The organism is Acidovorax sp. BoFeN1, assembly GCF_003345135.1.
GTDB classification, from domain to species: Bacteria; Pseudomonadota; Gammaproteobacteria; order Burkholderiales; family Burkholderiaceae_C; genus Acidovorax; species Acidovorax defluvii.
This window is the reverse complement of the sequence record NZ_QOZT01000009.1, coordinates 22,834-45,263: the sequence shown is the minus strand read 5'-3', so window position 1 is coordinate 45,263 and position 22,430 is coordinate 22,834. Positions and strand designations below refer to the sequence as shown.

General features: G+C 64.5%; 20 protein-coding genes. 17 read left to right on the top strand and 3 right to left on the bottom strand.

The features are described 5' to 3' along the window. Both DTW89_RS03780 and DTW89_RS03775 read left to right on the top strand, forming a co-directional pair. Positions 1-3,180: an efflux RND transporter permease subunit gene (locus tag DTW89_RS03780; protein WP_114654953.1), complete on the top strand. Its 3,180-nt coding sequence runs from the start codon at positions 1-3 to the stop codon at positions 3,178-3,180. 171 nt (positions 3,181-3,351) lie between these two features. Beyond that, entirely contained in the window at positions 3,352-4,977 is a 1,626-nt protein-coding gene (locus tag DTW89_RS03775) for a hypothetical protein (protein WP_236637020.1), read from the top strand. Between the two features lie 175 nt (positions 4,978-5,152). On the opposite strand, the gene DTW89_RS03770 is transcribed toward DTW89_RS03775, so the two are convergent. From DTW89_RS03770 to DTW89_RS03760, 3 genes are all read right to left on the bottom strand, one after another. Beyond that, positions 5,153-5,392 carry a hypothetical protein gene (locus tag DTW89_RS03770; RefSeq protein ID WP_005795304.1) on the bottom strand — a complete coding sequence of 80 codons (240 nt, stop codon included), beginning with the start codon at positions 5,390-5,392 and terminating at the stop codon, positions 5,153-5,155. A 225-nt stretch (positions 5,393-5,617) separates the two neighbouring features. Further along, complete coding sequence (locus DTW89_RS03765) at positions 5,618-5,968, bottom strand: DUF4148 domain-containing protein (protein ID WP_114654952.1); 351 nt, start codon at positions 5,966-5,968, stop codon at positions 5,618-5,620. 291 nt (positions 5,969-6,259) lie between these two features. After that, positions 6,260-6,733: a MerR family transcriptional regulator gene (locus DTW89_RS03760; RefSeq protein WP_232476752.1), complete on the bottom strand. Its 474-nt coding sequence runs from the start codon at positions 6,731-6,733 to the stop codon at positions 6,260-6,262. A 700-nt stretch (positions 6,734-7,433) separates the two neighbouring features. Here DTW89_RS03760 and DTW89_RS03750 point away from each other — a divergent pair. Genes DTW89_RS03750 through DTW89_RS03680 form a run of 15 tightly spaced genes read left to right on the top strand, consistent with a single transcriptional unit; the run spans position 7,434 to position 22,344 of the window. Beyond that, a complete protein-coding gene (locus tag DTW89_RS03750) occupies positions 7,434-7,628 on the top strand; it encodes a hypothetical protein (RefSeq protein ID WP_005795311.1) in 195 nt (64 codons plus the stop codon). An 11-nt stretch (positions 7,629-7,639) separates the two neighbouring features. Then, positions 7,640-8,503: a polyphosphate kinase 2 gene (gene ppk2, locus DTW89_RS03745; protein ID WP_087748513.1), complete on the top strand. Its 864-nt coding sequence runs from the start codon at positions 7,640-7,642 to the stop codon at positions 8,501-8,503. Positions 8,504-8,536: 33 nt separating this feature from the next. Beyond that, the gene (locus DTW89_RS03740; protein ID WP_087748514.1) at positions 8,537-10,984 is read left to right on the top strand and encodes a heavy metal translocating P-type ATPase; all 2,448 of its coding nucleotides are present in this window, start codon (positions 8,537-8,539) and stop codon (positions 10,982-10,984) included. A gap of 19 nt (positions 10,985-11,003) precedes the next feature. After that, on the top strand, positions 11,004-12,332 hold the full coding sequence (locus tag DTW89_RS03735; RefSeq protein ID WP_035241126.1) for an MFS transporter: 1,329 nt from the start codon (positions 11,004-11,006) through the stop codon (positions 12,330-12,332). After that, entirely contained in the window at positions 12,329-12,940 is a 612-nt protein-coding gene (locus DTW89_RS03730) for a LemA family protein (protein WP_005795319.1), read from the top strand. Before DTW89_RS03735 ends, DTW89_RS03730 begins: the two co-directional genes overlap by 4 nt. A gap of 1 nt (position 12,941) precedes the next feature. Continuing rightward, complete coding sequence (locus DTW89_RS03725) at positions 12,942-13,847, top strand: TPM domain-containing protein (RefSeq protein ID WP_114654951.1); 906 nt, start codon at positions 12,942-12,944, stop codon at positions 13,845-13,847. A 1-nt stretch (position 13,848) separates the two neighbouring features. Further along, complete coding sequence (locus tag DTW89_RS03720) at positions 13,849-14,346, top strand: TPM domain-containing protein (protein WP_024815532.1); 498 nt, start codon at positions 13,849-13,851, stop codon at positions 14,344-14,346. A 25-nt stretch (positions 14,347-14,371) separates the two neighbouring features. Beyond that, entirely contained in the window at positions 14,372-15,730 is a 1,359-nt protein-coding gene (locus tag DTW89_RS03715; RefSeq protein WP_005795326.1) for an MBL fold metallo-hydrolase, read from the top strand. Next, entirely contained in the window at positions 15,727-17,268 is a 1,542-nt protein-coding gene (locus tag DTW89_RS03710) for a thymidine phosphorylase family protein (protein ID WP_024815531.1), read from the top strand. Before DTW89_RS03715 ends, DTW89_RS03710 begins: the two co-directional genes overlap by 4 nt. Beyond that, entirely contained in the window at positions 17,265-18,164 is a 900-nt protein-coding gene (locus tag DTW89_RS03705; protein ID WP_024815530.1) for a ribose-phosphate pyrophosphokinase, read from the top strand. The genes DTW89_RS03710 and DTW89_RS03705 overlap by 4 nt, the downstream gene beginning before the upstream one ends. Continuing rightward, on the top strand, positions 18,161-19,336 hold the full coding sequence (locus DTW89_RS03700) for a S1C family serine protease (protein ID WP_011805857.1): 1,176 nt from the start codon (positions 18,161-18,163) through the stop codon (positions 19,334-19,336). Before DTW89_RS03705 ends, DTW89_RS03700 begins: the two co-directional genes overlap by 4 nt. Before the next feature lie 6 nt (positions 19,337-19,342). Continuing rightward, the gene (locus tag DTW89_RS03695; RefSeq protein WP_114654950.1) at positions 19,343-19,987 is read left to right on the top strand and encodes a VTT domain-containing protein; all 645 of its coding nucleotides are present in this window, start codon (positions 19,343-19,345) and stop codon (positions 19,985-19,987) included. Positions 19,988-20,024: 37 nt separating this feature from the next. After that, positions 20,025-20,669, top strand: coding sequence for a DUF6629 family protein (locus tag DTW89_RS03690; RefSeq protein ID WP_005794588.1), 645 nt, complete (start codon positions 20,025-20,027; stop codon positions 20,667-20,669). Beyond that, the gene (locus tag DTW89_RS03685) at positions 20,666-21,328 is read left to right on the top strand and encodes a class I SAM-dependent methyltransferase (RefSeq protein WP_087748520.1); all 663 of its coding nucleotides are present in this window, start codon (positions 20,666-20,668) and stop codon (positions 21,326-21,328) included. Before DTW89_RS03690 ends, DTW89_RS03685 begins: the two co-directional genes overlap by 4 nt. Further along, positions 21,325-22,344 carry a hydroxyacid dehydrogenase gene (locus tag DTW89_RS03680; RefSeq protein WP_024815528.1) on the top strand — a complete coding sequence of 340 codons (1,020 nt, stop codon included), beginning with the start codon at positions 21,325-21,327 and terminating at the stop codon, positions 22,342-22,344. The genes DTW89_RS03685 and DTW89_RS03680 overlap by 4 nt, the downstream gene beginning before the upstream one ends. Positions 22,345-22,430 lie beyond the last annotated feature (86 nt).

Below are 22,430 nucleotides of genomic sequence, written 5' to 3'. Positions count from 1 at the left end.
ATGCTCGCGAAGATCATTGACTGGTCAGGAAGAAACAGCTTCCTGGTGCTGCTTGCCACGCTGTTTGTCATTGTCGCAGGGGTGTTCGCTGTGTTGCGAACGCCTCTGGACGCGCTGCCGGACTTGTCCGACGTGCAGGTCATCGTCTACACCGAATACCCTGGACAAGCGCCCCAGGTGGTTGAGGATCAGGTCACCTATCCCTTGACCACCGCCATGCTGTCGGTACCCAAGTCCAAGGTGGTGCGCGGCTTTTCCTTCTTTGGAGCGTCCTTCGTCTACATCATCTTTGAGGATGACACAGACATCTATTGGGCGCGTTCGCGCGTGCTGGAATACCTCAATTTCGCATCCAGTCGAATGCCCAAGGGGGTCACGCCGCAAATTGGCCCTGATGCCACCGGTGTGGGTTGGGTCTACCAGTACGCTTTGATCGCCAAGGACCGGACGCTGGCCGAGTTGAGAACTTTGCAGGATTGGTACCTGCGCTACCAGCTGACCAAGGCGCATGGCGTCGCTGAGGTGGCATCCATCGGTGGCTTTGTCCAGACCTACCAGATCACCGTCGACCCGGTGAAGCTGCGGGCCTACGGCATTCCTTTGGCCAAGGTGTCACAGGTCGTGCGCGACTCCAATCGTGACGTCGGCGGCCGTGTGGTGGAGATGGCCGAGACAGAGTACATGGTGCGCGGAAAGGGCTATCTGCGCGGCGCGGCGGACATTGAGAACCTGGTCGTCAAGGCCGAAAAAGGAACACCAGTATTGATTCGAGACATCGCTCGCGTTGAACTCGCTCCCGATGAACGGCGCGGCCTGACCGAACTCAACGGGGAGGGGGAGGTGGTCTCGGGCATCGCCATGGCCCGCTATGGCCAAAACGCCCTGGAAGTCATCCATAACCTGAAGGAGAAAATTACCGAAGTTTCGGCAGGGCTGCCGCAGGGCGTCAGCATCCAGGCTGTTTACGACCGATCTGACCTGATTCATCGGGCCATCGATACGCTCAAGCGAACGCTGATTGAGGAGAGCCTGATCGTTGCCTTGGTCTGCATGGTCTTTCTCATGCACGTCCGTTCAGCCCTCGTGGCTATCTTGATGTTACCCGTAGGGGTGCTGATCTCATTCATCGCGATGCGCTTGCTGGGCATGAATTCCAACCTGATGAGTCTGGGTGGTATCGCCATTGCGATCGGTGCCATGGTGGATGCGGCCATCGTCATGATCGAGAACGCCCATAAACACCTGGAGCGGCTCCCACCCGAGCACAACAGCAAGCAGCGGGTCGAGGCCATGATCGCCGCGTGCAAGGAGGTTGGCCCGGCACTGTTCTTCTCGCTACTGATCATCACCGTGTCGTTTCTGCCCGTGTTCACGCTCGAATCACAGGAGGGGCGCATGTTCTCACCGCTGGCGTTCACCAAGACGTTTTCTATGGCAGGAGCGGCGCTGTTGTCGGTGACGCTGGTGCCGGTGCTCATGATGATTTTCATTCGCGGACGCATCATGCCGGAGTCCCGTAACCCGGTGAACCGGTTCCTGATCTGGGTCTACCGACCCATCATCGCTGGAGTGATGCGCTGGAAGAAGGTGACCATTGCCATTGCCCTGGTCGTGCTTGGGGTGTCGTTCTATCCGGCCAGCAAGCTGGGGTCCGAGTTCATGCCGACGCTCAATGAAGGCACTTTGCTCTACATGCCTGCTTCGCTGCCGGGCATGTCGATCACCAAGGCCGCCGAGTTGCTTCAGACGCAAAACAAGATCATCAAGAGTTTTCCAGAGGTTGAATCGGTCTACGGTAAGGCAGGACGGGCCAACACGGCCACCGACCCAGCACCGACCGAGATGTTCGAGACGGTCATCAACCTCAAGCCGGAGTCAGCGTGGCGATCTGGCATGACCATCGACAAATTGATCGCCGAGATGGACAAGGCGCTGCAGTTTCCTGGCGTCTCCAATGCCTGGACCATGCCCATCAAGGCGCGCATCGACATGCTGTCCACCGGTATCCGCACACCCATTGGTATCAAAGTCTTCGGCAAGGACTTGAACGAAATGGAACGCCTGGCGCGGGAGATCGAGACCGTAGTGAAATCTGTGCCCGGCACCACCTCGGCATTCGCGGAGCGGATCACAGGCGGCTTCTACCTGAACATCGAGCCCGACCGCGCCCAACTGGCACGCTACGGTCTGGCGGTGGGTGATCTCCAGGAGGTCATTGGTACGGCGCTCGGCGGTGACATGGTGACCACCACGGTGGAAGGGCGAGAGCGTTTTGGCGTTACGGTTCGCTACCCACGCGAATTGCGGTCTGACCCGCAGCAGATCGCCCGCGAAGTGCTGGTGCCGACCATGGATGGAGCCATGATTCCGCTGGGCCAGGTTGCCCGCGTGGAGGTGGCCAAGGGCGCCCCTGGCATCCGTACCGAAAATGCGTTGCTATCTGCCTACATTTTTGTGGACATCCGTGAGCGTGACATCGGTGGCTACGTCGCCGAGGCGCGCAAAGCAGTGAATGACCAGGTCAAGTTCCCGCCCGGCTACTACGCCACATGGAGCGGTCAGTTTGAGTCTATGGAGCGTGCCATCGAGAAAATGAAATTCGTTGTGCCAGTAACGCTGTTGCTCATTTTCCTGCTGCTGTACCTGAACTTCAGGCGACTGACGGAGACTTTGATCGTCATGCTGTCGGTGCCGTTCGCGTTGGTTGGCGGCGTCTGGCTGATGTGGTGGCTTGGCTACAACCTCTCTGTCGCAGTTGCTGTGGGCTTCATTGCCCTGGCTGGTGTGGCCGCTGAAACCGGGGTCGTCATGCTGATCTACCTGGACCACGCCTGGGAAGAGATCAAGGAAAAACGCCGCTCTGAAGGGAAAGAGCCAGGAGTTGGTGACCTTTACGAGGCAGTCATGGAGGGCGCCGTAGAGCGTGTTCGTCCCAAAATGATGACGGTCGTTGCCATCATGGCGGGCCTGCTGCCCATCATGTGGGGGACCGGCACCGGCTCGGAAGTGATGAGTCGCATTGCCGCGCCGATGGTCGGTGGCATGATTTCTTCGACCGTGCTCACGCTGGCTGTGATTCCGGCGCTTTACGCACTGGTCAAACAGTTTGAACTTCGAAGACAGCGCGCTTCGGGAACGGATTCACAACCCATCCGACCCACTCTGGGGCTTGATGCATGAGCCATGAGCGCTTCCTTGATGTGCACCAGAAATACGTGCAATGGGCAGAGAAAATCACGCTGCCCCCTGGCGCCGACGCGGGGCGTGGGACAGGCTCTAAAAGGAGGCGCTCTACTTGTTTCACCAACTGCTCTGACTCCTCTCTCAATGCACAACACACCAAACTGCGAGTTGACCTCCTTTGAGAAGCTCAACCGCGACTGCTTCTGTCTGAGCCTGGATCCTGCGGCGCTGGCGGCTGCGCTCGATGCCGAGTTGGGCTCTCCGAGCTTGTCGCAGCTAGTGCGCGACCGATGCCCCTACCTTTTTGCTGCGCAGCCTGTCTTCGTGGCGCGGCCTCCTCTCGAACGAATGGCCCGCGTCGTGCAAGCCATCGAGGCAGTGGTGGCACTCCCGGCCTACCGGGAGCAGGTCTTGGCGGATGCCCCCGCCATTGCGCGGGCCGGCACCGGTGGCTCCCAGGGCGTGTTCTTCGGCTATGACTTCCATCTGGACCAAGACCGTCTCGGTTTGATCGAAATCAACACAAACGCTGGTGGTGCGATGCTGAATGCGGTGCTGGCCCGTGCTCAGCGCAGCTGCTGTCAGGCTGTGCAGGCAATGGTGCCAAGCCGCGGCGCCGTCGCAACGTTCGAGCAGCGGCTGGTGGACATGTTCCGCCGTGAGTGGCGGCTGGCCGGTCACTCACGGCCGTTGGTCTCGATCGCTATCGTGGACGAAGCGCCGCAGCAGCAATACCTGTATCCAGAGTTCCTGCTGTTCCGGCAGCTGTTTGAGCGCCATGGACTGCAGGCCATCATTGTCGATCCCTCCGAGCTGGCGTGCCGTCACGGCAGGCTCTGGCACGGCGAACTCGCCATCGACGTGGTTTACAACCGTGTCACAGATTTCTATCTGGATCTGCCTGCCAACGCCGTGCTGCGGCAGGCTTGGCTGGAACAGGCAGTGGTTCTCACGCCTCATCCGAGGGCGCACGCGCTATACGCCGACAAGCGGCGACTGGCCTTGTTCAGTAACGATGGTGCGCTGCGGGCGCTGGGCGTTGCTGACGACGACAGGCAGGTGCTGCTGGCGAACGTGCCGCGCACCGAAGTGGTCGATGAGGCACATGGTGACCGGCTGTGGGCGACTCGTCGTAGCCTGTTCTTCAAACCCGCAGCGGGCTTCGGCAGCCGCGCCGCGTACCGGGGTGACAAGCTCACGCGCCGGGTCTGGCAGGAGATCATGACAGGAGCCTATGTGGCACAGGCTTTCGTGCCTCCGGGCGAGCGCGTCATTGCGAATGAGGAGGGACAACAGCCCATGAAATTCGATTTGCGCGCCTACGCTTATGCGGGCGACGTTCAGTGGGTTGCTGCACGCGTGTATCAGGGACAAACCACGAACTTCCGCCAGCCGGGCAGTGGCTTTGCCCCCGTCTACACCACCGTGGATGGCTCCGGCCGCGGAATGTGCGACTCGGATGGTGAACACGCGTCCTATGTGTTCCTGCTCGACGAGGCGGGTGAAGTGCACGCCTTGCCGCATGTGCTGTATGTGGCGCTTGCCAGGGGGCAGGCCTTGGCACCGATGTTGGCGGATCAAATTCTGCGCCTGGCGGACTGGTATGTACGGCTTCGGGCCGATGGGGTGCCGGGTGCTGTGGTCAACGAGACCTATGGGTTTGTCCGCTTCGACCGAGAGGGGCGGTTCAAATTGGAGGCTGCGCCAGGAGATGCCGCATGGCCTACTCCTGAGGAGCGCCGACGGATGCAGGAGCTGCTGTTCTCCATAGACCTGGAGCCCAACGGCGCCTGATCATAGGAGCCGGGAGGAGGGTGGGCCGCCCAACGAAGTGAATCATTTGGGTTGCTGCAAGAATGGTCAGACGATGATGCGTGGCTTCTGGCCTGGCACCATGCAGATGGTCACGTCGCATGGGCGAGGACCAACTCCCACCAGATGCACGCAGCGACCAATCCCATCTCAAAAGTTACGGGGCACAGGTTTCTTTGGCGGCTTTTGCGCCATCTTTGCAGGCCTTGACTTCGGCCTCATAACGCGCCTTGCGCAATTGGTTCAGGTATGGCGTCGTCTGTGCGCGCGGGCCATGGTCGAGCTGCAATACGAGTTTCTTGGGAGGGCAGACCTTTTCTTGGTCTGGAGCGGCACTGGCCGAGAGACTGAAGCCAAGGGTCGTGGCGCCAACGAGAGCGATGAGCAAGTATTTCATGATGAACTCCTTGGATAGGAAAACCGAACGTATGAATCAGCGAGGCACAGGGCTGCCGGCTGACTGCGCCAACAGCGGTACGCGAAGCGCAAGGGCACGCTTTTTTCTGTTTTTGACAGATCCCGGGGTTTCTGTGCCAACGTCGAAGGTTTTTTCCGCAGTTGCCACGCCGCCTGTTTAGATTCCTCGGCCTCCCCGGAAACCCGCTGCAACCCCAACTGGCAATCAACCCCGGTAGTAGAGACGCAGACGCGCGTCGCGTTCTTCAGGGGACTCGCTCCGCAATTCGTTGATTACTTGCTCACGCGTCTTGCCTGGACCTGCCGCATCAGGTGTGCGAAGCGGGAAGTTGCTTTGGCCGTAAGAAAGTCGTCCTTGCTGCATAGCAGCCTTAGTTTCGGCGATGACTTGCTCTCGCGTCTTCTCGCTCTTGAAGTGTTCCGGGTGAACGATGAAGCCCTTTTCGTTGTTGGCGGGATGCTCGTACGCTGCCGAAGCCATCCCTGGAAGGCCCAAGGTAACCACTGCGGCCGCGGCGGCAATCATGGAAGAAAGGGAAAGACGTTGTTTGATCATGGTTGAAGCTCCTAGCGATGGTGAATAAAACTTGCATCTCTCATGCCTTGCTTGGTCGTTGAGGAGATGTGTTGATCGTAGAGAGCGCACCCCAACAGAATCTAGACAGCCCGATGACATTTTTATCAGGGAGCGGCGCGAACTGGAGCGCAAGTTGGTGGATCTGCGGGGGGCAAACGCGGAGGACGGAGGATCTACCCCACGGCTACGCGCCTATCACGACAGCAGTCCGGGTGCCATTGGGCAGCCCCTGGCTTTCGCGCACCCATCCAGCGATGTCGCTCCAGCGAGCTATCGCAATCGATTGATAGGTGGTTGTGGGTCCGCAGGCGGGCCAACAAGTGCAGCGATGATGGGGCAGGGAGACGCCTGCCCTGTCTCCTCGCACCGCGCGAGCATGTCACGCAGTGCACCTCGCATGCGCTCCAGATCCCCGACCTTCTCATCAATCTGCTCAAGGCGTCGCTGCGTCACCGTCTGGATGGCCCGGCGATTCCGTCCGTCCTCAAGGTCCAGCAGCGATCCCACCTCGTCCAACGAGAAGCCCAAGCTCTGCGCCCGCTTGATGAAGCCGATCCGCTGAACCATTGAAGCGTGGTAACGCCGGAAACTGCCTGCGGCCTTCGGGACCGGCAAAAGCCCGCGACCCTGGTAGTAGCGAATCGTCTCTACGCCGACGCCAGCGACTTTGGCCAGTCTGCCGACCGTCATCCAATCGCCCGGGCCTTCGTTCATCGAGGGATCTACCGTTTTCTTCATAGCCATGGCAGGATAACGCTGTACCGCGTAGTTGACCCCTGCCTCCATTTGATTAAGATCAAGATCTCGCAGCTTGCCTAAGCATAGGATTGGTGTCATTGGGTATATAGGCCGCACATGCGCACACATCTCAACCCTCGTAGGATTCGTGCCATCGCGTGGATGGTGCTGGGGGTATGGTTTCTTGCGCTTGCGGCCGGGATGGCGAATGCCTGCCTGTTGGAGTCCCCGGAGCCGCACCACTATGCGTCAGGGTATGAACACGGCAATGGCCACTCCCATGGGGGTCATGAGGGCGCCCACGAAAAGCATGAAGAGGGGAGCCAGGACCCGTCGAAGGCACCTTGCCTGAAACTTTGCGGAGAGGTCAACCAGTCGGCAATTCAGAAGACGCCGACCTTTGCGTTCGACCTTATTGGGCTTCCGCCCCCTTCCTATACTGCCTGGGAACCGGCCCCGGCGCTGGCTCTGCGAGCCATCCTATTGAGGAGCCCCCAGCGGGCTCACCCACAGCCGCCTGCTTGGCTGCTGTTTGCACGTCTCGCGTTATAGCCCCTCCTGTGAGCGCTGTGCCGGCTATGTCCCGCACGCGTCTCGTACGCCTTGACTCTGTACCCGGCTACGGAGTTCTCATATGGGATTTGTCTTCTGGAAGCGCCACTTGGCTCGACCAGACGACAAAAGCCAGCGGCTAAAGGAGAAAGAAATGACATTCGTGCGCTCCATCGCGGTCGTCTTCGGCGCCGCCCTCGTCAGTTTGTTTTCATTCGCGCAAGACGACCATCAGGCCCATCATCCTGCGGGTTCGAGCGCCCCTGGGACTTCGGCTCTAGTGGCGCCGAGCTTCGAGGGCATGCCGGAGCACTCGCGGATCAATGCTGCCTGGAACGAGCAGGCGTAACGGAGAACCCCATGGCAAAGAACAAGAAGGCCGCGACAGGCGCGACGAAAAAGGCTCATGCGGACGTGACCGATGTCGCGCACAACCCGTCGCGCGACGAGGCAACGGAACGCTCGATCGGCCGCGAGGACTATGAGGCGCAGTTGCACATGCTGCAGATAGAACTCGTGAAGCTGCAGCGCCATTTCATCAAGTGCAGCGACCGGATCCTCATCCTCTTGGAGGGACGGGACAGTGCGGGCAAGGATGGCAGCATCAAGCGGCTCGTCGAACACCTGAGTCCGCGGGAAACCCGGGTCGTCGCGCTCAGCAAACCCTCCGATCGGGACCGCACCAGTTGGTACTTCCAGCGCTACGTGCCGCACCTACCGGTCGGCGAAGAACTCGTTGTGTTCAACCGCAGCTGGTACAACCGCGCCGGCGTGGAGCCGGTGATGGGTTTCTGCACGGCTGAGCAGCACGAGGAGTTCATGAACTCCGTGCCGAAGTTCGAGGAGATGCTGGTCAACTCCGGCATCAAGCTGCTGAAGTATTACCTCGACATCGGGAAGAAAGAGCAGACCCGCCGGCTCAGTGAACGCCGCCGTGACCCGCTCAAGCAATGGAAATCAAGTCCGGTCGACGCCGTGGCGCTGAAGCACTGGGACGGCTACACGCGTGCGCGCGACGAGATGTTCATACGCACGCACACCGCTGCCGCTCCCTGGTCCGTCGTGCTCGCCGACAACAAGCGAGTCGCCAGGCTCAACCTGATCAGGGACGTCCTCTCGCGGCTCCACTACGCGGGCAAGAAGCACAAGCTCATCGCACCCGACCGGGAGATCGTCTTCGAGTTCTCGCAGGACTGCCTGGATTCCGGCCGACTCGCACGTTGATACATCGAACAGAACCAACAGGATGAACCATCTATGAAGTCAATCAACGTTGAAGTCGGAGGGCTCATATCGAGCCTGAGCGCGGAGGGAGTACGTCGCAAGTTGCTGCAGCTTCCCGGCGTCCATCACGCGGATGTCAACTACGTTGCGGGAAGCGCAACGGTCCATCTCGACGAACGGCAGCTCAGTGTCGAGGATCTGCGCCGCCGGATCGTGGAGTGCGGCTATCACTGCAGTGGCGAGCAGACGCCTAAGCATGTGTGCGATCCCGCCACGGGCAGTACGGCGGGCCAGCGCCATGACGGACACGCCGATCACGCCGTGTCTGCGAAGCAGGAGGATCACGCGGTGCATTCGGGGCATGCCCATGCAGTCGGAGCGACTGCGACGATGGCCGCCTCGCCGGCCTCCCATGCCGGGCACCAGGGCCACGCAGGCGAGCCCGTCATGGACGACATGATGCACGACATGGGGCACGGGTCTGGGTCGATGCAGGACATGGCCCGGGACATGCGCAATCGGTTCTTCGTGTCCCTGATCTTTTCGATTCCGGTGTTTCTCTATTCGCCGATGGGGAAGATGTTCGGCGACTTCCAGACACCGTTCGGGCTGGACAACAAGCTCTTTCTTTTCATCTTCGCGAGCGCGGCGATCCTCTATCCCGGCTGGCCTTTCTGCATCGCTGCGTGGCGCGCTTTGCGCAACGGTGTCGCCAACATGGCCACGCTGGTCGTGCTGTCGGTGGGCGTGGGATACCTGTTCAGCGTCGGAGCGACCTTCTTCTACGAGGGTGAGGTGTTCTATGAAGCGGCGTCAGTGCTGCTGGTTTTCATCCTGCTGGGCCACTGGTTAGAGATGCGCGCCCGCGCGGGTGCGTCCGACGCGATTCGCGCGCTGATGGATCTCGCGCCACCGATGGCCACCGTCGTGCGCAACGGTGTCGAGACCAAGGTGCCAACCGCCGAGGTCGTGGCCGGTGAACTGGTGGTGATCAAGCCCGGCGACAAGATCCCGGTGGATGGCGAGATCGTCGAAGGAGCCTCGCAGGTCGACGAGTCGATGCTGACCGGCGAGTCGATGCCGGTCAAGAAGGTGGTAGGCAGCACCGTCGTTGGCGCCAGCATCAACAAGAGCGGGAGCTTCCGCTACAAGGCCACGAAGGTCGGTGCGGACACGGCATTGGCCCAGATCGTCAAGCTGGTCCAGGAGGCCCAGAACTCGAAGGCACCCGGCCAGCTGCTGGCCGACCAGGCGTCGCAGTGGCTGGTGCTGGCGGCGATCGTGATTGGCTTGTTGACCTTCAGCGTCTGGTACTGGGTGATGGGCCAGACGCTGCTATTCGCACTCACCTTGACCATCACGGTATTCGTGATCGCATGCCCTGATGCGCTGGGCCTGGCCACGCCGATGGCCATCATGGTCGGGACCGGCCTGGGTGCGATGAACGGCATCCTCTTCAAGAACGCGGCCGCGCTGGAGAACGCTACCAAGCTGACAGTGGTGGTGTTCGACAAAACCGGCACCTTGACACTCGGGCAGCCCGATGTCGTCGAGATCGTGGCCGCGCCCGGTGTCGAAGAGGCGCGGCTTCTGGCGACGGCCGCCGCGGTGGAGAAGTTCTCCGAGCACCCCCTTGCACTCGCAGTGCTCAAGCGTGCGGGGGACATGCCGACGGAGGTCACCGAGAACTTCACCAACATCGATGGGCAAGGTGCACGGGCCACCATCGGGGGCGAGAGGGTGCTGCTCGGGAACCGGCTGCTGATGCAGTCGGAGCAGGTAGACCTGACCGTCCTCGCCAGCGAGGCAACGCGGCTGCAAGGCGGCGGGCGCACGGTGGTCTATGTCGCGCGCGGCGGCCGGCTGATCGGCCTCATCGCAATCGCGGACGCCGTCCGGCCGACCTCGCGCGAGACGATCTCCAAGCTGCAGGCGCGGGGCGTGAAGGTCGCGATGCTGACCGGCGACAACCAGGCGACCGCCGAGCGCATCGGCAAGGAACTGGGCATCGACATCGTCCTTGCGGACGTGCTGCCCGGCCAGAAGGCATCCAAGATCAAGGAGTTGCAGCAGCAGGGCCACAAGGTGGGCATGGTCGGCGACGGCATCAACGACGCTCCAGCGCTGACCCAGGCCGACGTCGGTTTTGCGATCGGCGCCGGGACGGATGTCGCCATGGAAAGCGCCCAGGTGGTGTTGATGAAAAGCGACCCGTACGACGTCGTCGGGGCCATCGAGCTCTCTCGCGCAACGCTGCGCAAGATGCACCAGAACCTATGGTGGGCCGTGGGCTACAACGTGGTCGCCTTCCCGCTTGCGGCTGGGGTGTTGTACCCCTTCACGCTGTCGCCGGAGGTTGCCGCGTTGTCGATGTCCGGCAGTTCTGCGATAGTGGCCATCAATGCACTAATGCTCAAACGCACGCGCTTACCGGGCATCAAGCGCGTCACGTCGCGCACCTCCGCTCAAGCGGTCGCGTGAGCCCGTGCTGCGAGCCACCATGGTCGAGAGCCGCCCGATGAGATCGCCGCCGTCCAAAGCCAGGCTGGCCCGTCAGGACGATCTGGGCGTCGTTCAGCTGGGCTGGCTAGCGGCGGCCGTGTTCGTTGTCTCGGCCGGGTACGGCGCGTTGATGCCCTTGATTCCCGACTGGCTGCGCCCTCTGATGGGTGACGCCGACCCAGCGGTGCTCGCGCGCCATGTCGGCTACCTCAGCGGCATCTACACGGCCGGGATACTTGTGGGGGCGCCACTGTGGGGCGTGCTGGCGGACAGGCTGGGACGCGCCCGCGTGCTGTTGGTCGGGCTGGTCGGCTATGTGGCGAGCCTGCTTCCGCTGCTGCGCCCCGAATCTGTGGGCGTGGTCGGCATCTATGCGCTGCGCGGCGCTGCGGGCTTCTTTGTCGCCGCAGTCGTGCCCGTGGTGCCGGCGCTCGTCGCGCAGTACACGCCGCAGGCGATACGCGCCAAGCGCTTCGCATGGTTGGGCGCGATGTCGCTGCTCGGGTTCCTGTTCGGACCCGGCCTCAACGCCGTCGCGGATCGCCTTGCCGGCTTGGGCGTCTTCGCCGCCCTCGTGCAGGGGTCATCGACCAAGCTCGTGATCGGACTCTCGGCCGCGCTGGGTGCGTTGATGATGCTGGGCCTGGCCGCCACGCTTCCCGCGCCGTCCAGCACTCTGGATGCGGGCCCGAGCGATGACGACGGCCCGCCCGAGAGCCGGTCCTTCACGCTCTGGCTGCTCAATGGCGTGGTCATGTTCGTGCTCGCCGGCTTTGAACTCGGCATCGTGCTGCAGGGCCAGCGTCATCCCGAACTCACGTCGCGCGAGGTGTCGTGGATGTTCGCCGCATGCAGCCTGGTGATGTTGGGCGTCAACGCGGTCCTGTTTTTCACCGGCTTGCTTGAGCGCGCTGATCCCCGTCGCATGTTGGCTGCCGGCATGGTCCTGGGTATCGCGGGACTCGCGGTGCTGGCTCGCCATGGCAGCGAGACCTGGATGTACGTTGGCGTCAGTTTCACAGCGGCGGGCACCGGTATCGTGCTGCCGACCGTTGCCTACCTCGCCGCAGGCTCCGCACGTCGGCGGCTCGGAACCGCGATGGGCGGCCTAGCGGCAGCAGCCGGCTTCGGGCAGACGCTTGGATCGGCAGTCGCCGGCTGGCTGTTCGGCACCGTCATGCAGAGCAGCTTCGCATGGCTCTCCATCCCGCTCGTGGCCACCCTCGCATTCTTGCTGATTCCCCGGCAGTGGTGGCCAGCGAACCCGGCCCTGCTGACAGCTTCACCTTCCTCCACTTCACCCACCTCCACGGAGACCGAACCATGAGACTTATCCTGACGACCCTGCTCGCAGCGCTTGCCCTGTCGCTGAGCGGATGCGGCTACAACGACTTCCAGCGGTTGGACGAACAGACCAAGTCTGCCTGGTCCGAGGTGCTGAACCAGTACCAGCGACGCGCAGATCTGATACCGAACATCGTCGCGACGGTGAAAGGAGAGACCAACTTCGAACAAGAGACGCTGACCCGGGTCGTCGAAGCGCGCGCCAAGGCCACCTCGATTCAGGCTACTCCGGAACTCGTCAACAACCCCGAGGCGTTCCAGAAGTTCCAGGCGGTGCAGGGCGAGCTGTCCGGCGCGCTGAGCAGGCTGCTGGTCGTGAGCGAGAACTACCCGCAGCTCAAAGCCAACCAGGCCTTCCAGGAACTGCGCGCGCAGCTTGAAGGCACCGAGAACCGCATCACCGTGGCCCGCGGGCGCTATGTGAAGGTGGTGCAGGACTACAACGTCCTCACGCGCAGCTTCCCGACCAACATCACGGCCAAGGTGTTCAGCTACGACGTCAAGCCGAACTTCTCCGTCGCCGACGAGAAGGCGATGGCCACGCCGCCCCAGGTCGACTTCGGCGCCTCGGCACCGGCGGCGCGCCCCTGACATGAGCACGCTGAGAACAGCGGTGCCGTACCCGGCCGCCCACCTGCGCCTGGCCCGCATGTTGGCCTGGCTGTTGCTGAGCCTGTTCCTGGTGGTCGCGTCCGCGCAGGAACTGGTAGCTATTCCGCCGCTGCAGGCGCGTGTCACCGACCTCACGGGGACGCTCGCCGCCGATCGGATCGCCTCGCTGGATGCGCAGCTTCGTGCCTTCGAGGAACGCAAGGGCGTGCAGATCGCGGTGCTGATGGTCGGCTCTACGCGGCCAGAACCGGTCGAGCAGTACGCCATGCGGGTGGTCGAACAGTGGAAGCTCGGCCGCCGCAAGGTGGACGATGGCGCACTGCTGCTGGTTGCCAAGGAAGATCGTGCCGTGCGCATCGAGGTTGGCTACGGCATCGAGGGCGCGCTGAGCGACTTGGTGGTGCGGCGCATCATCGACGAAGTAATCACGCCGCGCTTTCGCCAGGGCGATTTCGACGGTGGCATCGCGGCAGGCGCCGAACAGATCATGCGCGTCGTCGACGGCGAAGCCCTGCCTGCGGCGGATCCACGGCGGCAAGGCCGGACCAACGACATCGGCCAGGCCTGGCCCTTCCTGTTCATCGTGGCTTTGATGCTGGGCGGATTGCTGCGCAACGCGCTCGGCCGGGTCCCTGGCGCCGTGGTCACAGCCGGGGTATTGGGTGCTGCGGCGTGGCTGGTGGTGGGCACGCTCGCGGTAGCCGCGATGGCCGGATTGGCGGGGTTCTTCGTCACGCTGCTAGGCATCGGCATGGGCGGCCACGGCGGCATGCATGGGCACCATCGGGGTGGTGGGTGGCCTGGTGGCGGATTCGGCGGCGGCGGAGGAGGATTCCGCGGCGGTGGCGGTGGCTTTGGTGGCGGTGGCGCCTCAGGACGGTGGTGAGATGAACATTCAACGACTTCTTCGCCACCTTGCCACCACCGGCCGCGCGGTACGCCGCGCCTTCCCGCCGCGCACTCTGGACGCCATCGAGCAAGCCATCCGTGCGGGAGAGTCCCAGCATGGCGGCCAGTTGCGCTTCGTGGTCGAGGGCGCGCTGGATGGATCGCCGCTGTGGCGAGACCAGTCGCCGCGCGAGCGAGCGCTGGACCTGTTCGCCCGTATGGGCGTATGGGACACGGCGCATAACAGCGGCGTGCTCATCTACGTGCTGCTGGCCGATCGGGCGGTGGAGATCGTGGCCGATCGCGGCATCCACGCCTGTTGCGGTGCCGACATGTGGTCAGGTGTGTGCCAGCGCATGGAAGCCCAGTTCGCGCAGGGGCGCTTCGAGGCCGGTTCCATGGAAGGCATCACCGCCGTCAGCCATCTGTTGATGCAGCACTTTCCGCGCGACGCGGGCGACGGAAACGAGTTGCCCGATCGGCCAGTTCTTTTTTGAACGACAACGTCCTTGGAGACTTTCCATGCAACTTCAGTTTCTGGGTGCCACGGGCACCGTGACCGGTTCGAAATACCTCCTGCGCCATGGCGACTCGACAATCCTGGTGGACAGCGGCCTGTTCCAGGGCTTTAAGCAGCTGCGGCTGCGCAATTGGGAGCCGCTGCCGGTCGCGCCCAAGACGATCGATGCTGTCGTGCTCACCCACGCCCACATCGATCACAGCGGCTACCTGCCGCTGCTGGCGCGGCAGGGTTTTCGCGGGCGGGTCTATTGCACGTCCGCGACGCATGAGCTATGCAAGATACTGCTCACCGACAGTGGTCATTTGCAGGAAGAAGAGGCGAAGTTCGCCAACCGCTACGGCTTCTCCAAGCACAAGCCCGCGCTGCCGCTGTACACGCGGGAGGATGCCGAGCGCTGCCTGAAGCTTTTCTCACCGCGTCCGTTCGCCGAGGCCTTCGAAGCTCTGCCCGGACTCACAGCCCGGCTGGAGCCCTCGGGGCACATGCTCGGCTCCGCCTTCGTGCACCTCAGCGATGGGCAGCGGTCGGTGCTCTTCTCCGGCGACATCGGCCGCCCGAACGACCCGGTGCTGCGCCCGCCGGTGCAGGTTCCGGGCGCAGACTACCTGCTGGTGGAGTCTACCTACGGCAACCGCAAGCATGAAGAGACTGACGCGCTGGAAAAACTGGAGACCGTGATCAATCAGACCGCCGCCCGCGGCGGTGTCGTGGTCATCCCCGCGTTCGCGGTCGGCCGCGCCCAAAGCCTGATGTATGGCATCTACCAGCTCAAGAAGCAGGGCCGCATCCACCACCTGCCGGTGTACCTCGACAGCCCGATGGCCATCGATGCGACGCAGCTGTATCACGCCCACCGTGACGAGCATCGGCTCTCGCCCGAGGAGTGCGAGGGCATGTGCCACGCCGCGAAGATCGTCAACAAGGTCGAGGAGTCCAAGGCGCTCAGTGCCAGCCGCGGCCCGATGGTGATCATCTCCGCCAGCGGCATGGCCACGGGTGGCCGGGTGGTTCACCACCTGAAGTCCTTCGCACCCGATCGGCGCAACACGATCCTGTTCGCCGGCTACCAGGCGGGTGGAACCCGCGGCGCGGCGATCCTGCATGGTGCGTCCACCGTTCGCATCCATGGCGAAGACGTGCCGATTCGCGCCGAGGTGGCCTCGCTCGACAACCTCTCCGCCCATGCCGATGCCGACGAGATCATCGCGTGGCTGCGCGGCTTCACGCAAACGCCGCGCCGCACGTTCGTGACGCACGGCGAGCCCGAAGCGGCCGATGCGCTGCGCTCGCGGATCGACCATGAACTCGGCTGGGCGGTCTCGGTGCCCGACTACCTGCAGACCGTGGAGCTTGCATGACAGCGCAAATGCATGAAGCCGGCCGCACCAAGGAGGCCGGGAACAGGCTGCAGGCGTGGCGCACGGGCATCGACACCTATCAGGAGCCGGTGGTCTACATGCGGCGCGATTGCCCGGTCTGTCGATCGGAGGGTTTCACGACCCAGGCGCGCGTGCAATTGACGGCCGGCGGCCGAAGCATCGTGGCGACGCTCAGTGTCGTCGACGGTGATTGGCTGGCCGAGAACGTCGCCGGTCTGTCCGAGTCCGCGTGGGCATCGCTGGGTGCGCAGCCGGGTGAGCCGGTCGCGGTCACCCATGCGCCACCGCTGGATTCGCTCAGCCATGTCCGGGCCAAGGTCTACGGCAACTCCGTTGGCGACGCCCAGTTCGGCGCGATCATCTCCGACGTCGCGGCGGGCCGTTACTCGGACCTGCACCTCGCCACCTTCATCACTGCCTGCGCGGGCGATCGCCTCGACCTGGCGGAGACGGTCTCGCTCACGAAAGCCATGATCGCCGTCGGCGAGCGCATCGATTGGGGCCGTCCGCTGGTAGTGGACAAGCACTGCGTCGGCGGCCTGCCTGGGAATCGCACGACCCTGCTCGTGGTGCCCATCGTGGCCGCCTGCGGCCTCACGATGCCCAAGACCTCCTCGCGCGCCATCACCTCACCGGCCGGGACGGCCGACACGATGGAGGTGCTGGCACCGGTCAATCTGGATGTGCCGAGCATGCGACGCGTGGTCGAGCGCACGGGCGGCTGCATCGTGTGGGGCGGCTCGGTCCGGCTCAGCCCCGCCGACGACATCCTTATCCGTGTCGAGCGGCCACTCGATCTCGACAGCGAAGGGCAGCTCGTGGCCTCGGTCCTGTCCAAGAAGGCCGCTGCGGGTTCGACCCATGTGCTGATCGATCTGCCCGTGGGCGCCACCGCGAAAGTGCGCAGCGCACACGCCGCGGCGTCGCTCGGCCGGCGCCTGCAGGAGGTGGGTGGCGCCATAGGCCTGCAGGTGTTCTTGCGCGTCACCGACGGCGAACAGCCGGTCGGCCGCGGGATCGGCCCCGCACTGGAAGCACGCGACGTGCTGGCCGTCCTGCAGGGTAAACCCGAGGCCCCGGCCGACCTGCGGGAGCGGGCGCTGCGGCTGGCGGCGGACATTCTCGAAATGGGCGGCGCGGCGCCGGCCGGCGGCGGCCTGAAGCTCGCCACCGAGGTGCTGGCCGATGGCCGGGCCTGGGCCAAGTTCCAGGCAATCTGCTCTGAGCAGGGCGGCCTTCGAAGCCTCCCGATGGCGGCGCATCTGCACACCGTCGAATCGCCGGCCACGGGCCGTGTCACCCGCATCGACAACCGCCTGCTCGCGCGGGCGGCCAAGCTCGCCGGTGCGCCGACCGCCCCGGCCGCCGGCATCGATGTGCACGCGCGCCTTGGCGATCGCGTCGAAGCCGGACAGCCGCTGTTCACGCTGCATGCCCAGGCACCAGGCGAACTGGCCTATGCCCTGGAGTTCGTCCGCGCGCGCCCACCGATCTTCCAGATTTCAGAGAACGCATGAAACCACTCATTTTTCACCTGCCAGGCGACGAGGCCTTCGCCGAAGGCCTCGCCCGCGCGTTGCGTGCGGAGCGGGCCACCCTGCAATTGCACCGGTTTCCGGACGGCGAGTCGCTGGTGCGGCTGGACGCCGACGTGACGGGCCGCACCGTCGTGCTCATGGCCAGCCTGGCACAGCCCGACGCCAAGGCGCTGCCCCTGCTGTTCGCGGCAGACGCTGCACGCGACCTCGGTGCCACACGCGTACTGCTGGCAGCGCCCTACCTGGCGTACCTGCGCCAGGACCGGCGCTTCAACACGGGCGAAGCGATCACGTCCCGAACGTTCGCTGCGCTGGTATCGACGGTGTTCGATGGCGTCGTCACCGTCGACCCCCATCTGCACCGCTACCACTCGCTCGGCGAGATTTACCGTGTGCCCACGCGCGCCGTGCAGTCCGCGCCCGTCATCGCGGCCTGGGTCGCGGCGAACGTGGAGCGCCCAGTGCTGATCGGCCCCGACGCCGAAAGCGAGCAATGGGTCCAGGAAGTCGCGCGGGGGGCCGATGCACCGTTTACCGTGCTGCAGAAGATTCGCCGGGGCGACAAGGACGTGGAGGTCAGCCTGCCCGACACCTCGGCCTTGGCAGGCCGCCAGCCCGTGCTCATCGACGACATCGTGTCCAGCGCGCGCACGATGATCCAGGCCATCGCGAGCGTGCGCCGCGTCGGATTGCCGCCGCCGGTGTGCATCGGTGTGCATGCGCTCTTTGCCGCCGATGCCTATGACGCGCTCCTCGCGGCGGGCCCCCAGCGGGTGCTGACCTGCGACACCGTGCCGCATGCCTCCAATGGCATCAGCGTGGTGGAACCGCTGGCGGCCGCGGTTCAGGACCTGATCGAGGCCAGCGCCACATGAGCGACGACCTTGTACGCCGCCCCTCCGCGCTGCGGCGGCTCTGGCTCCTGCTGGCCCAGGCAATCGCGATTGGCGCGGGTGTCATCATTGCTTGGCGGGCCTTCGGGCCGGCGCCTGTCCCTGTGACGCCCGACGTCGTGGCGGTACAGGAGGCGCCGCATGCGGGCGCCACTACCGGCTCGGCGCCTGCCACACCGAGCGCGATCACAGCCCGCCTGGAGGCGGGGTTTCGCGCCGCCGCCGCCAAGGCGTCCGCTTCGGTTGTGAACATCTACACCCGCAAGACACCTCCGCGCAGGATGCAGAACTGGTTGCGGCCCGATGGCGGCGATGAGGACGCCGCCCAAGGCGCGTCGAGTCTTGGGTCAGGCGTCATCGTCGCGGCCCAGGGCTATATCCTCACGAACAACCATGTCGTGGAGGGCGCCGACGAGATCGCCGTGATGCTGCCAGGCGAGAAGGTTGCCACGGCGCGCGTCGTCGGTATCGATCCGGAGTCGGACCTTGCCGTGCTGCGCGTCGAGGCCACGGGGCTGCAGCCCATCACTTTCGCTGATCCAGCATCGGTGCAGGTCGGCGACATCGTGTTGGCCGTCGGCGATCCGTTCGGGGTCGGCCAGACCGTCACGCAAGGCATTGTGAGTGCCACGGGGCGCAACCGCCTGGGCATCAACACCTTCGAGAACTTCATCCAGACCGACGCCGCGATCAACCCCGGCAATTCGGGCGGCGCGCTCGTCGATGGAAACGGCCATCTCGTCGGCATCAACACCGCCATCTACTCGCGCAGCGGCGGCTCCCAGGGGATCGGCTTCGCGATCCCGGTCAGCTTGGCACGGCAGGTGATGGAGCAGATCATTGCCACCGGCCGCGTGCGCCGGGGCTGGCTGGGGGTGAGCGCCCGCGACGTGATCCACGAGGCCACCGGTGCCACCGGGGGCGCCGCACTGGTGGCGGTGCAGCGCGGCGGGCCTGCCGATCGCGCCGGGCTGAGGCCCGGTGACACGGTGCTTGCGATCAACGGCAAGGAGATCCCGGACACCGCCGGCCTGATCGGCGAAACAGCCGCGGTCGCACCGGGCAGCAACGCCCAATTCAAGATCCTGCGCGGCCGCGAGACGGTGACCGTACAAGTCGAACTCGGGCAGCGGCCCGCGGTCCGCAAGCCCTGAGCGCCGATGACGATGCTGCACGAAACCGTCGAGACCGGCCTGCTGCGCGCGCTGACCCGCGGGGCGGAGACGCGTGCCTTTCCCCTCATCGTGGCGGCCGTGGCCATGGCCACCACGCTGTCGATGACGATTCCGTTCGGAACGTTGCCCGTCGCTGCCGTGCTACTCGCCCCGCGGCGCTGGCGGAGCATCGCCGCGACCTCCAGCATCGGCGCGGCCATTGGCGCACTGGTCCTCTATCTCGTGTTTCATCACTTGGGCTGGAACCGTTTCTTCGTCGCCTACCCCGACGTGGTGCGATCGACGGCCTGGCGTGACGCCACGTCCTGGCTCGGCGGGTACGGCGTGCCCGCGCTGCTGGTCATTGCAGCGCTCCCGGTACCGCTGACGCCTGCCCTCATGTTCGCGGCAATCTCCCGGCTGCCGGTGGCCGAGGTTCTTCTGGCGCTCTGGTTGGGCAAGCTGGTGAAGTACACGCTCTATGCGTGGCTTGCATCTGCTTTCCCATCGCCCTGGATCCGCAGGGTCCAGGACCGGACGGCGACCCTGCACGCCGCGCTGAGCCGCGCCCAGGCGCTCGATCCGGGTTCGCAGCATCGAGCCGCACCGGGAACATCTCCGCCAGGACCGACAGATCGGCCACAGCCATGAACGCCATGACACCCACATTCAAGAGGAAATGACAGCGATGTGTTTTTCTGCACCAGCCAGTTTCACGGCAGCCGCGGTACTTCTGGGGACGGGGATCGTCACCGTGCGCCGGGTCCGCGCGTGGCGCGAAGTGCCTTACGCGGCCATCCCGTTGCTCTTTGGGATTCAGCAGCTACTCGAAGGCATGTTGTGGCTGACATTCCCCGACCGCGCGCCCTTGCTGAAGGTGGTGCTGACGCATCTTTATTCGTTCTTCTCGCACGTCCTGTGGCCGATCTACGTGCCGCTGGCCGCCCTGGCGCTGGAGACCGTTCCGTGGCGCCGTCGGGTTCTCGCGGGCATCGCGCTCGCAGGCGCGCTCGTCGGGGTGTACCTTTTGGTGATGCTGGTGCGACTGCCCATCACCGCGCGCGTGGTCGGCCAGCACATCTTCTACGACTCCCCGCACTTCTACGTCCTGACCACGATGGCCTTGTACCTGATCGGCACCTGCGCAGGTCTGATGGTCTCCAGCCACCGGCGCGTAGCGGCTTTCGGAAATGCGGCCTTCGTGTCCGCGGTCGCCGCCTATTTTTTTTATGCGACCTGGTTCATCTCGGTGTGGTGCTTCTTCGCCGGCGTCCTCAGCATCATCGTGCTGTGGCAGTTCCGTGAACCCCGAGCGAGGCTCGCCGTGCAATGACGGATCGTCCGGCCGGCTTCAGGCCCGCACTTGCCCACCACGTGCTCACGCCCCTGTACGACCGGGTGGTGGTGCTGACCACGCGCGAGCAAGCGTTCAAGCCGGCCCTCGTGGCGCAGGCGTCGATCCAGCATGGCCACGACGTATCGGACGCCGGATGCGGAACGGGGACGTTCGCCCTCCTTGCGGCCACCGCGTGCCCGCAGGCCCGTGTCACCGGGGTGGATGCCGACCCCGCCATCCTGTCGCTGGCCCGCCGGAAGGCGGCGAGCGTGGCGGCGCCGATCCGATTCGACGAAGGCCTGTCGACATACCTGCCTTACGGCGATGGCTCGTTCGATCGGGTCGTATCGAGCGTCTTCTTCCGTCACCTGGCGCACGCGGACAAACTGAAAGCGGCCCGCCAGATGCATCGCGTTCTGCGCGTTGGCGTTCAACTGCACTTCGCGGACCGGGAGCGCTCGCGCCGACCGATCAGCCGTACGGCGTTCTTCGCCGTTCAACTGCTCGATGGCTTCGAGACCACGCGCGACGCGGTCGCCGGTCACTTGCCGTCGGTGCTCGCGCAAGCAGGGTTTGCGCAGGTTGCCGAGACACGGCAATTCGTTGCCATCTTCCACATCCTGTCCCTGTACAGCGCCATCAAGGTTGCGCCATGACCGAGGACCATCGTCTTAGTGTTCTGTTCACCGACTTCGCACCAACGGACCAAGCGGCGATGCAGCAATGGCTTCCGGCCCACTGGCACGCGCACTTCGTCCAGCGCGAGCACCTGGTGGCGTCCGACACCGAAGATGGGGCGATCGAGGTCCTTTGCGTGTTCGTGCGCACGCGGGTGGACGAATCGGTGCTTCGCATGCTGCCGCGCTTGCGGCTCGTCGCCACCCGCTCCGCGGGCTTCGACCACATTGACCTGGAGGCGTGTCGAAAACGCGGCATTGCCGTCTGCCATGTGCCGGACTACGGGTCGGCCAGCGTCGCAGAGCATGCCTTTGCACTGTTGCTGGGCGTGACACGCCATCTGACGCAGGCCCACGAGCGGGCGCGCCAGGGCTCGTTCGCCTACCGCGGACTCACCGGCTTCGAGCTGGAAGGCAGGACGCTGGGCATCGTCGGCCTGGGCCGCATCGGACGCCACGTGGCGCGTATCGCCGTGGGGTTCGGCATGGACGTTCTCGCCTACGACCCCGCCTTCGCTGCTTCGGCTGCGCGCCCAGCTGGCGTGTCCCTCGTGACATGGGAGCAGGTCCTGCAAGGCAGCGACATCCTGAGCCTGCATGTTCCGGCCACCGAGGCCACGCGCCACCTCATCGACGCCCGGGCCTTCGCGCGCATGAAGCCTGGCGTGGTAGTGATCAATACGGCACGTGGAGCGCTGATCGACGAGGCCGCCTTGCTGCGCGCGCTGGACGACGGCAGTGTCGCAGCCGCCGGCCTGGACGTGCTGGAGCAAGAAGGCGCGCTGTCTCCCGAGGTGCCCACGGGCTGCGGGGGGCTCGGTTGCGATACCGGCTGGATGGCGTCCAGCCCGCTGCTGACCCATCCGCGCGTGCTCGTGACTCCCCACGTCGGTTTCAACACGACAGAGGCGATCGCGCGCATCTTCGACGAGACCATCTCGAACATCGCAGCCTGGCATGCGGGCCGGCTGCGCAACAGGGTGGATGAGCCGTGATGCGCCCTGACCGCTCCGTTTCTGCCGCGCGCCTTCCGGACCGTCCACCGCAACGCTCGGCGCTGCGCCGGGCGACGCAGATCGCA

Excerpts from the sequence above, each read along its gene's own strand:
- DTW89_RS03780 (WP_114654953.1), top strand. The coding sequence starts at position 1 with ATGCTCGCGAAGATCATTGACTGGTCAGGAAGAAACAGCTTCCTGGTG.
- DTW89_RS03770 (WP_005795304.1), bottom strand. The coding sequence starts at position 5,392 with ATGAAATACTTGCTCATCGCTCTCGTTGGCGCCACGACCCTTGGCTTC.
- DTW89_RS03765 (WP_114654952.1), bottom strand. The coding sequence starts at position 5,968 with ATGATCAAACAACGTCTTTCCCTTTCTTCCATGATTGCCGCCGCGGCC.
- DTW89_RS03760 (WP_232476752.1), bottom strand. The coding sequence starts at position 6,733 with ATGGCTATGAAGAAAACGGTAGATCCCTCGATGAACGAAGGCCCGGGC.
- DTW89_RS03750 (WP_005795311.1), top strand. The coding sequence starts at position 7,434 with ATGACATTCGTGCGCTCCATCGCGGTCGTCTTCGGCGCCGCCCTCGTC.
- ppk2 (WP_087748513.1), top strand. The coding sequence starts at position 7,640 with ATGGCAAAGAACAAGAAGGCCGCGACAGGCGCGACGAAAAAGGCTCAT.
- DTW89_RS03740 (WP_087748514.1), top strand. The coding sequence starts at position 8,537 with ATGAAGTCAATCAACGTTGAAGTCGGAGGGCTCATATCGAGCCTGAGC.
- DTW89_RS03735 (WP_035241126.1), top strand. The coding sequence starts at position 11,004 with ATGGTCGAGAGCCGCCCGATGAGATCGCCGCCGTCCAAAGCCAGGCTG.
- DTW89_RS03730 (WP_005795319.1), top strand. The coding sequence starts at position 12,329 with ATGAGACTTATCCTGACGACCCTGCTCGCAGCGCTTGCCCTGTCGCTG.
- DTW89_RS03725 (WP_114654951.1), top strand. The coding sequence starts at position 12,942 with ATGAGCACGCTGAGAACAGCGGTGCCGTACCCGGCCGCCCACCTGCGC.
- DTW89_RS03720 (WP_024815532.1), top strand. The coding sequence starts at position 13,849 with ATGAACATTCAACGACTTCTTCGCCACCTTGCCACCACCGGCCGCGCG.
- DTW89_RS03715 (WP_005795326.1), top strand. The coding sequence starts at position 14,372 with ATGCAACTTCAGTTTCTGGGTGCCACGGGCACCGTGACCGGTTCGAAA.
- DTW89_RS03710 (WP_024815531.1), top strand. The coding sequence starts at position 15,727 with ATGACAGCGCAAATGCATGAAGCCGGCCGCACCAAGGAGGCCGGGAAC.
- DTW89_RS03705 (WP_024815530.1), top strand. The coding sequence starts at position 17,265 with ATGAAACCACTCATTTTTCACCTGCCAGGCGACGAGGCCTTCGCCGAA.
- DTW89_RS03700 (WP_011805857.1), top strand. The coding sequence starts at position 18,161 with ATGAGCGACGACCTTGTACGCCGCCCCTCCGCGCTGCGGCGGCTCTGG.
- DTW89_RS03695 (WP_114654950.1), top strand. The coding sequence starts at position 19,343 with ATGACGATGCTGCACGAAACCGTCGAGACCGGCCTGCTGCGCGCGCTG.
- DTW89_RS03690 (WP_005794588.1), top strand. The coding sequence starts at position 20,025 with ATGTGTTTTTCTGCACCAGCCAGTTTCACGGCAGCCGCGGTACTTCTG.
- DTW89_RS03685 (WP_087748520.1), top strand. The coding sequence starts at position 20,666 with ATGACGGATCGTCCGGCCGGCTTCAGGCCCGCACTTGCCCACCACGTG.
- DTW89_RS03680 (WP_024815528.1), top strand. The coding sequence starts at position 21,325 with ATGACCGAGGACCATCGTCTTAGTGTTCTGTTCACCGACTTCGCACCA.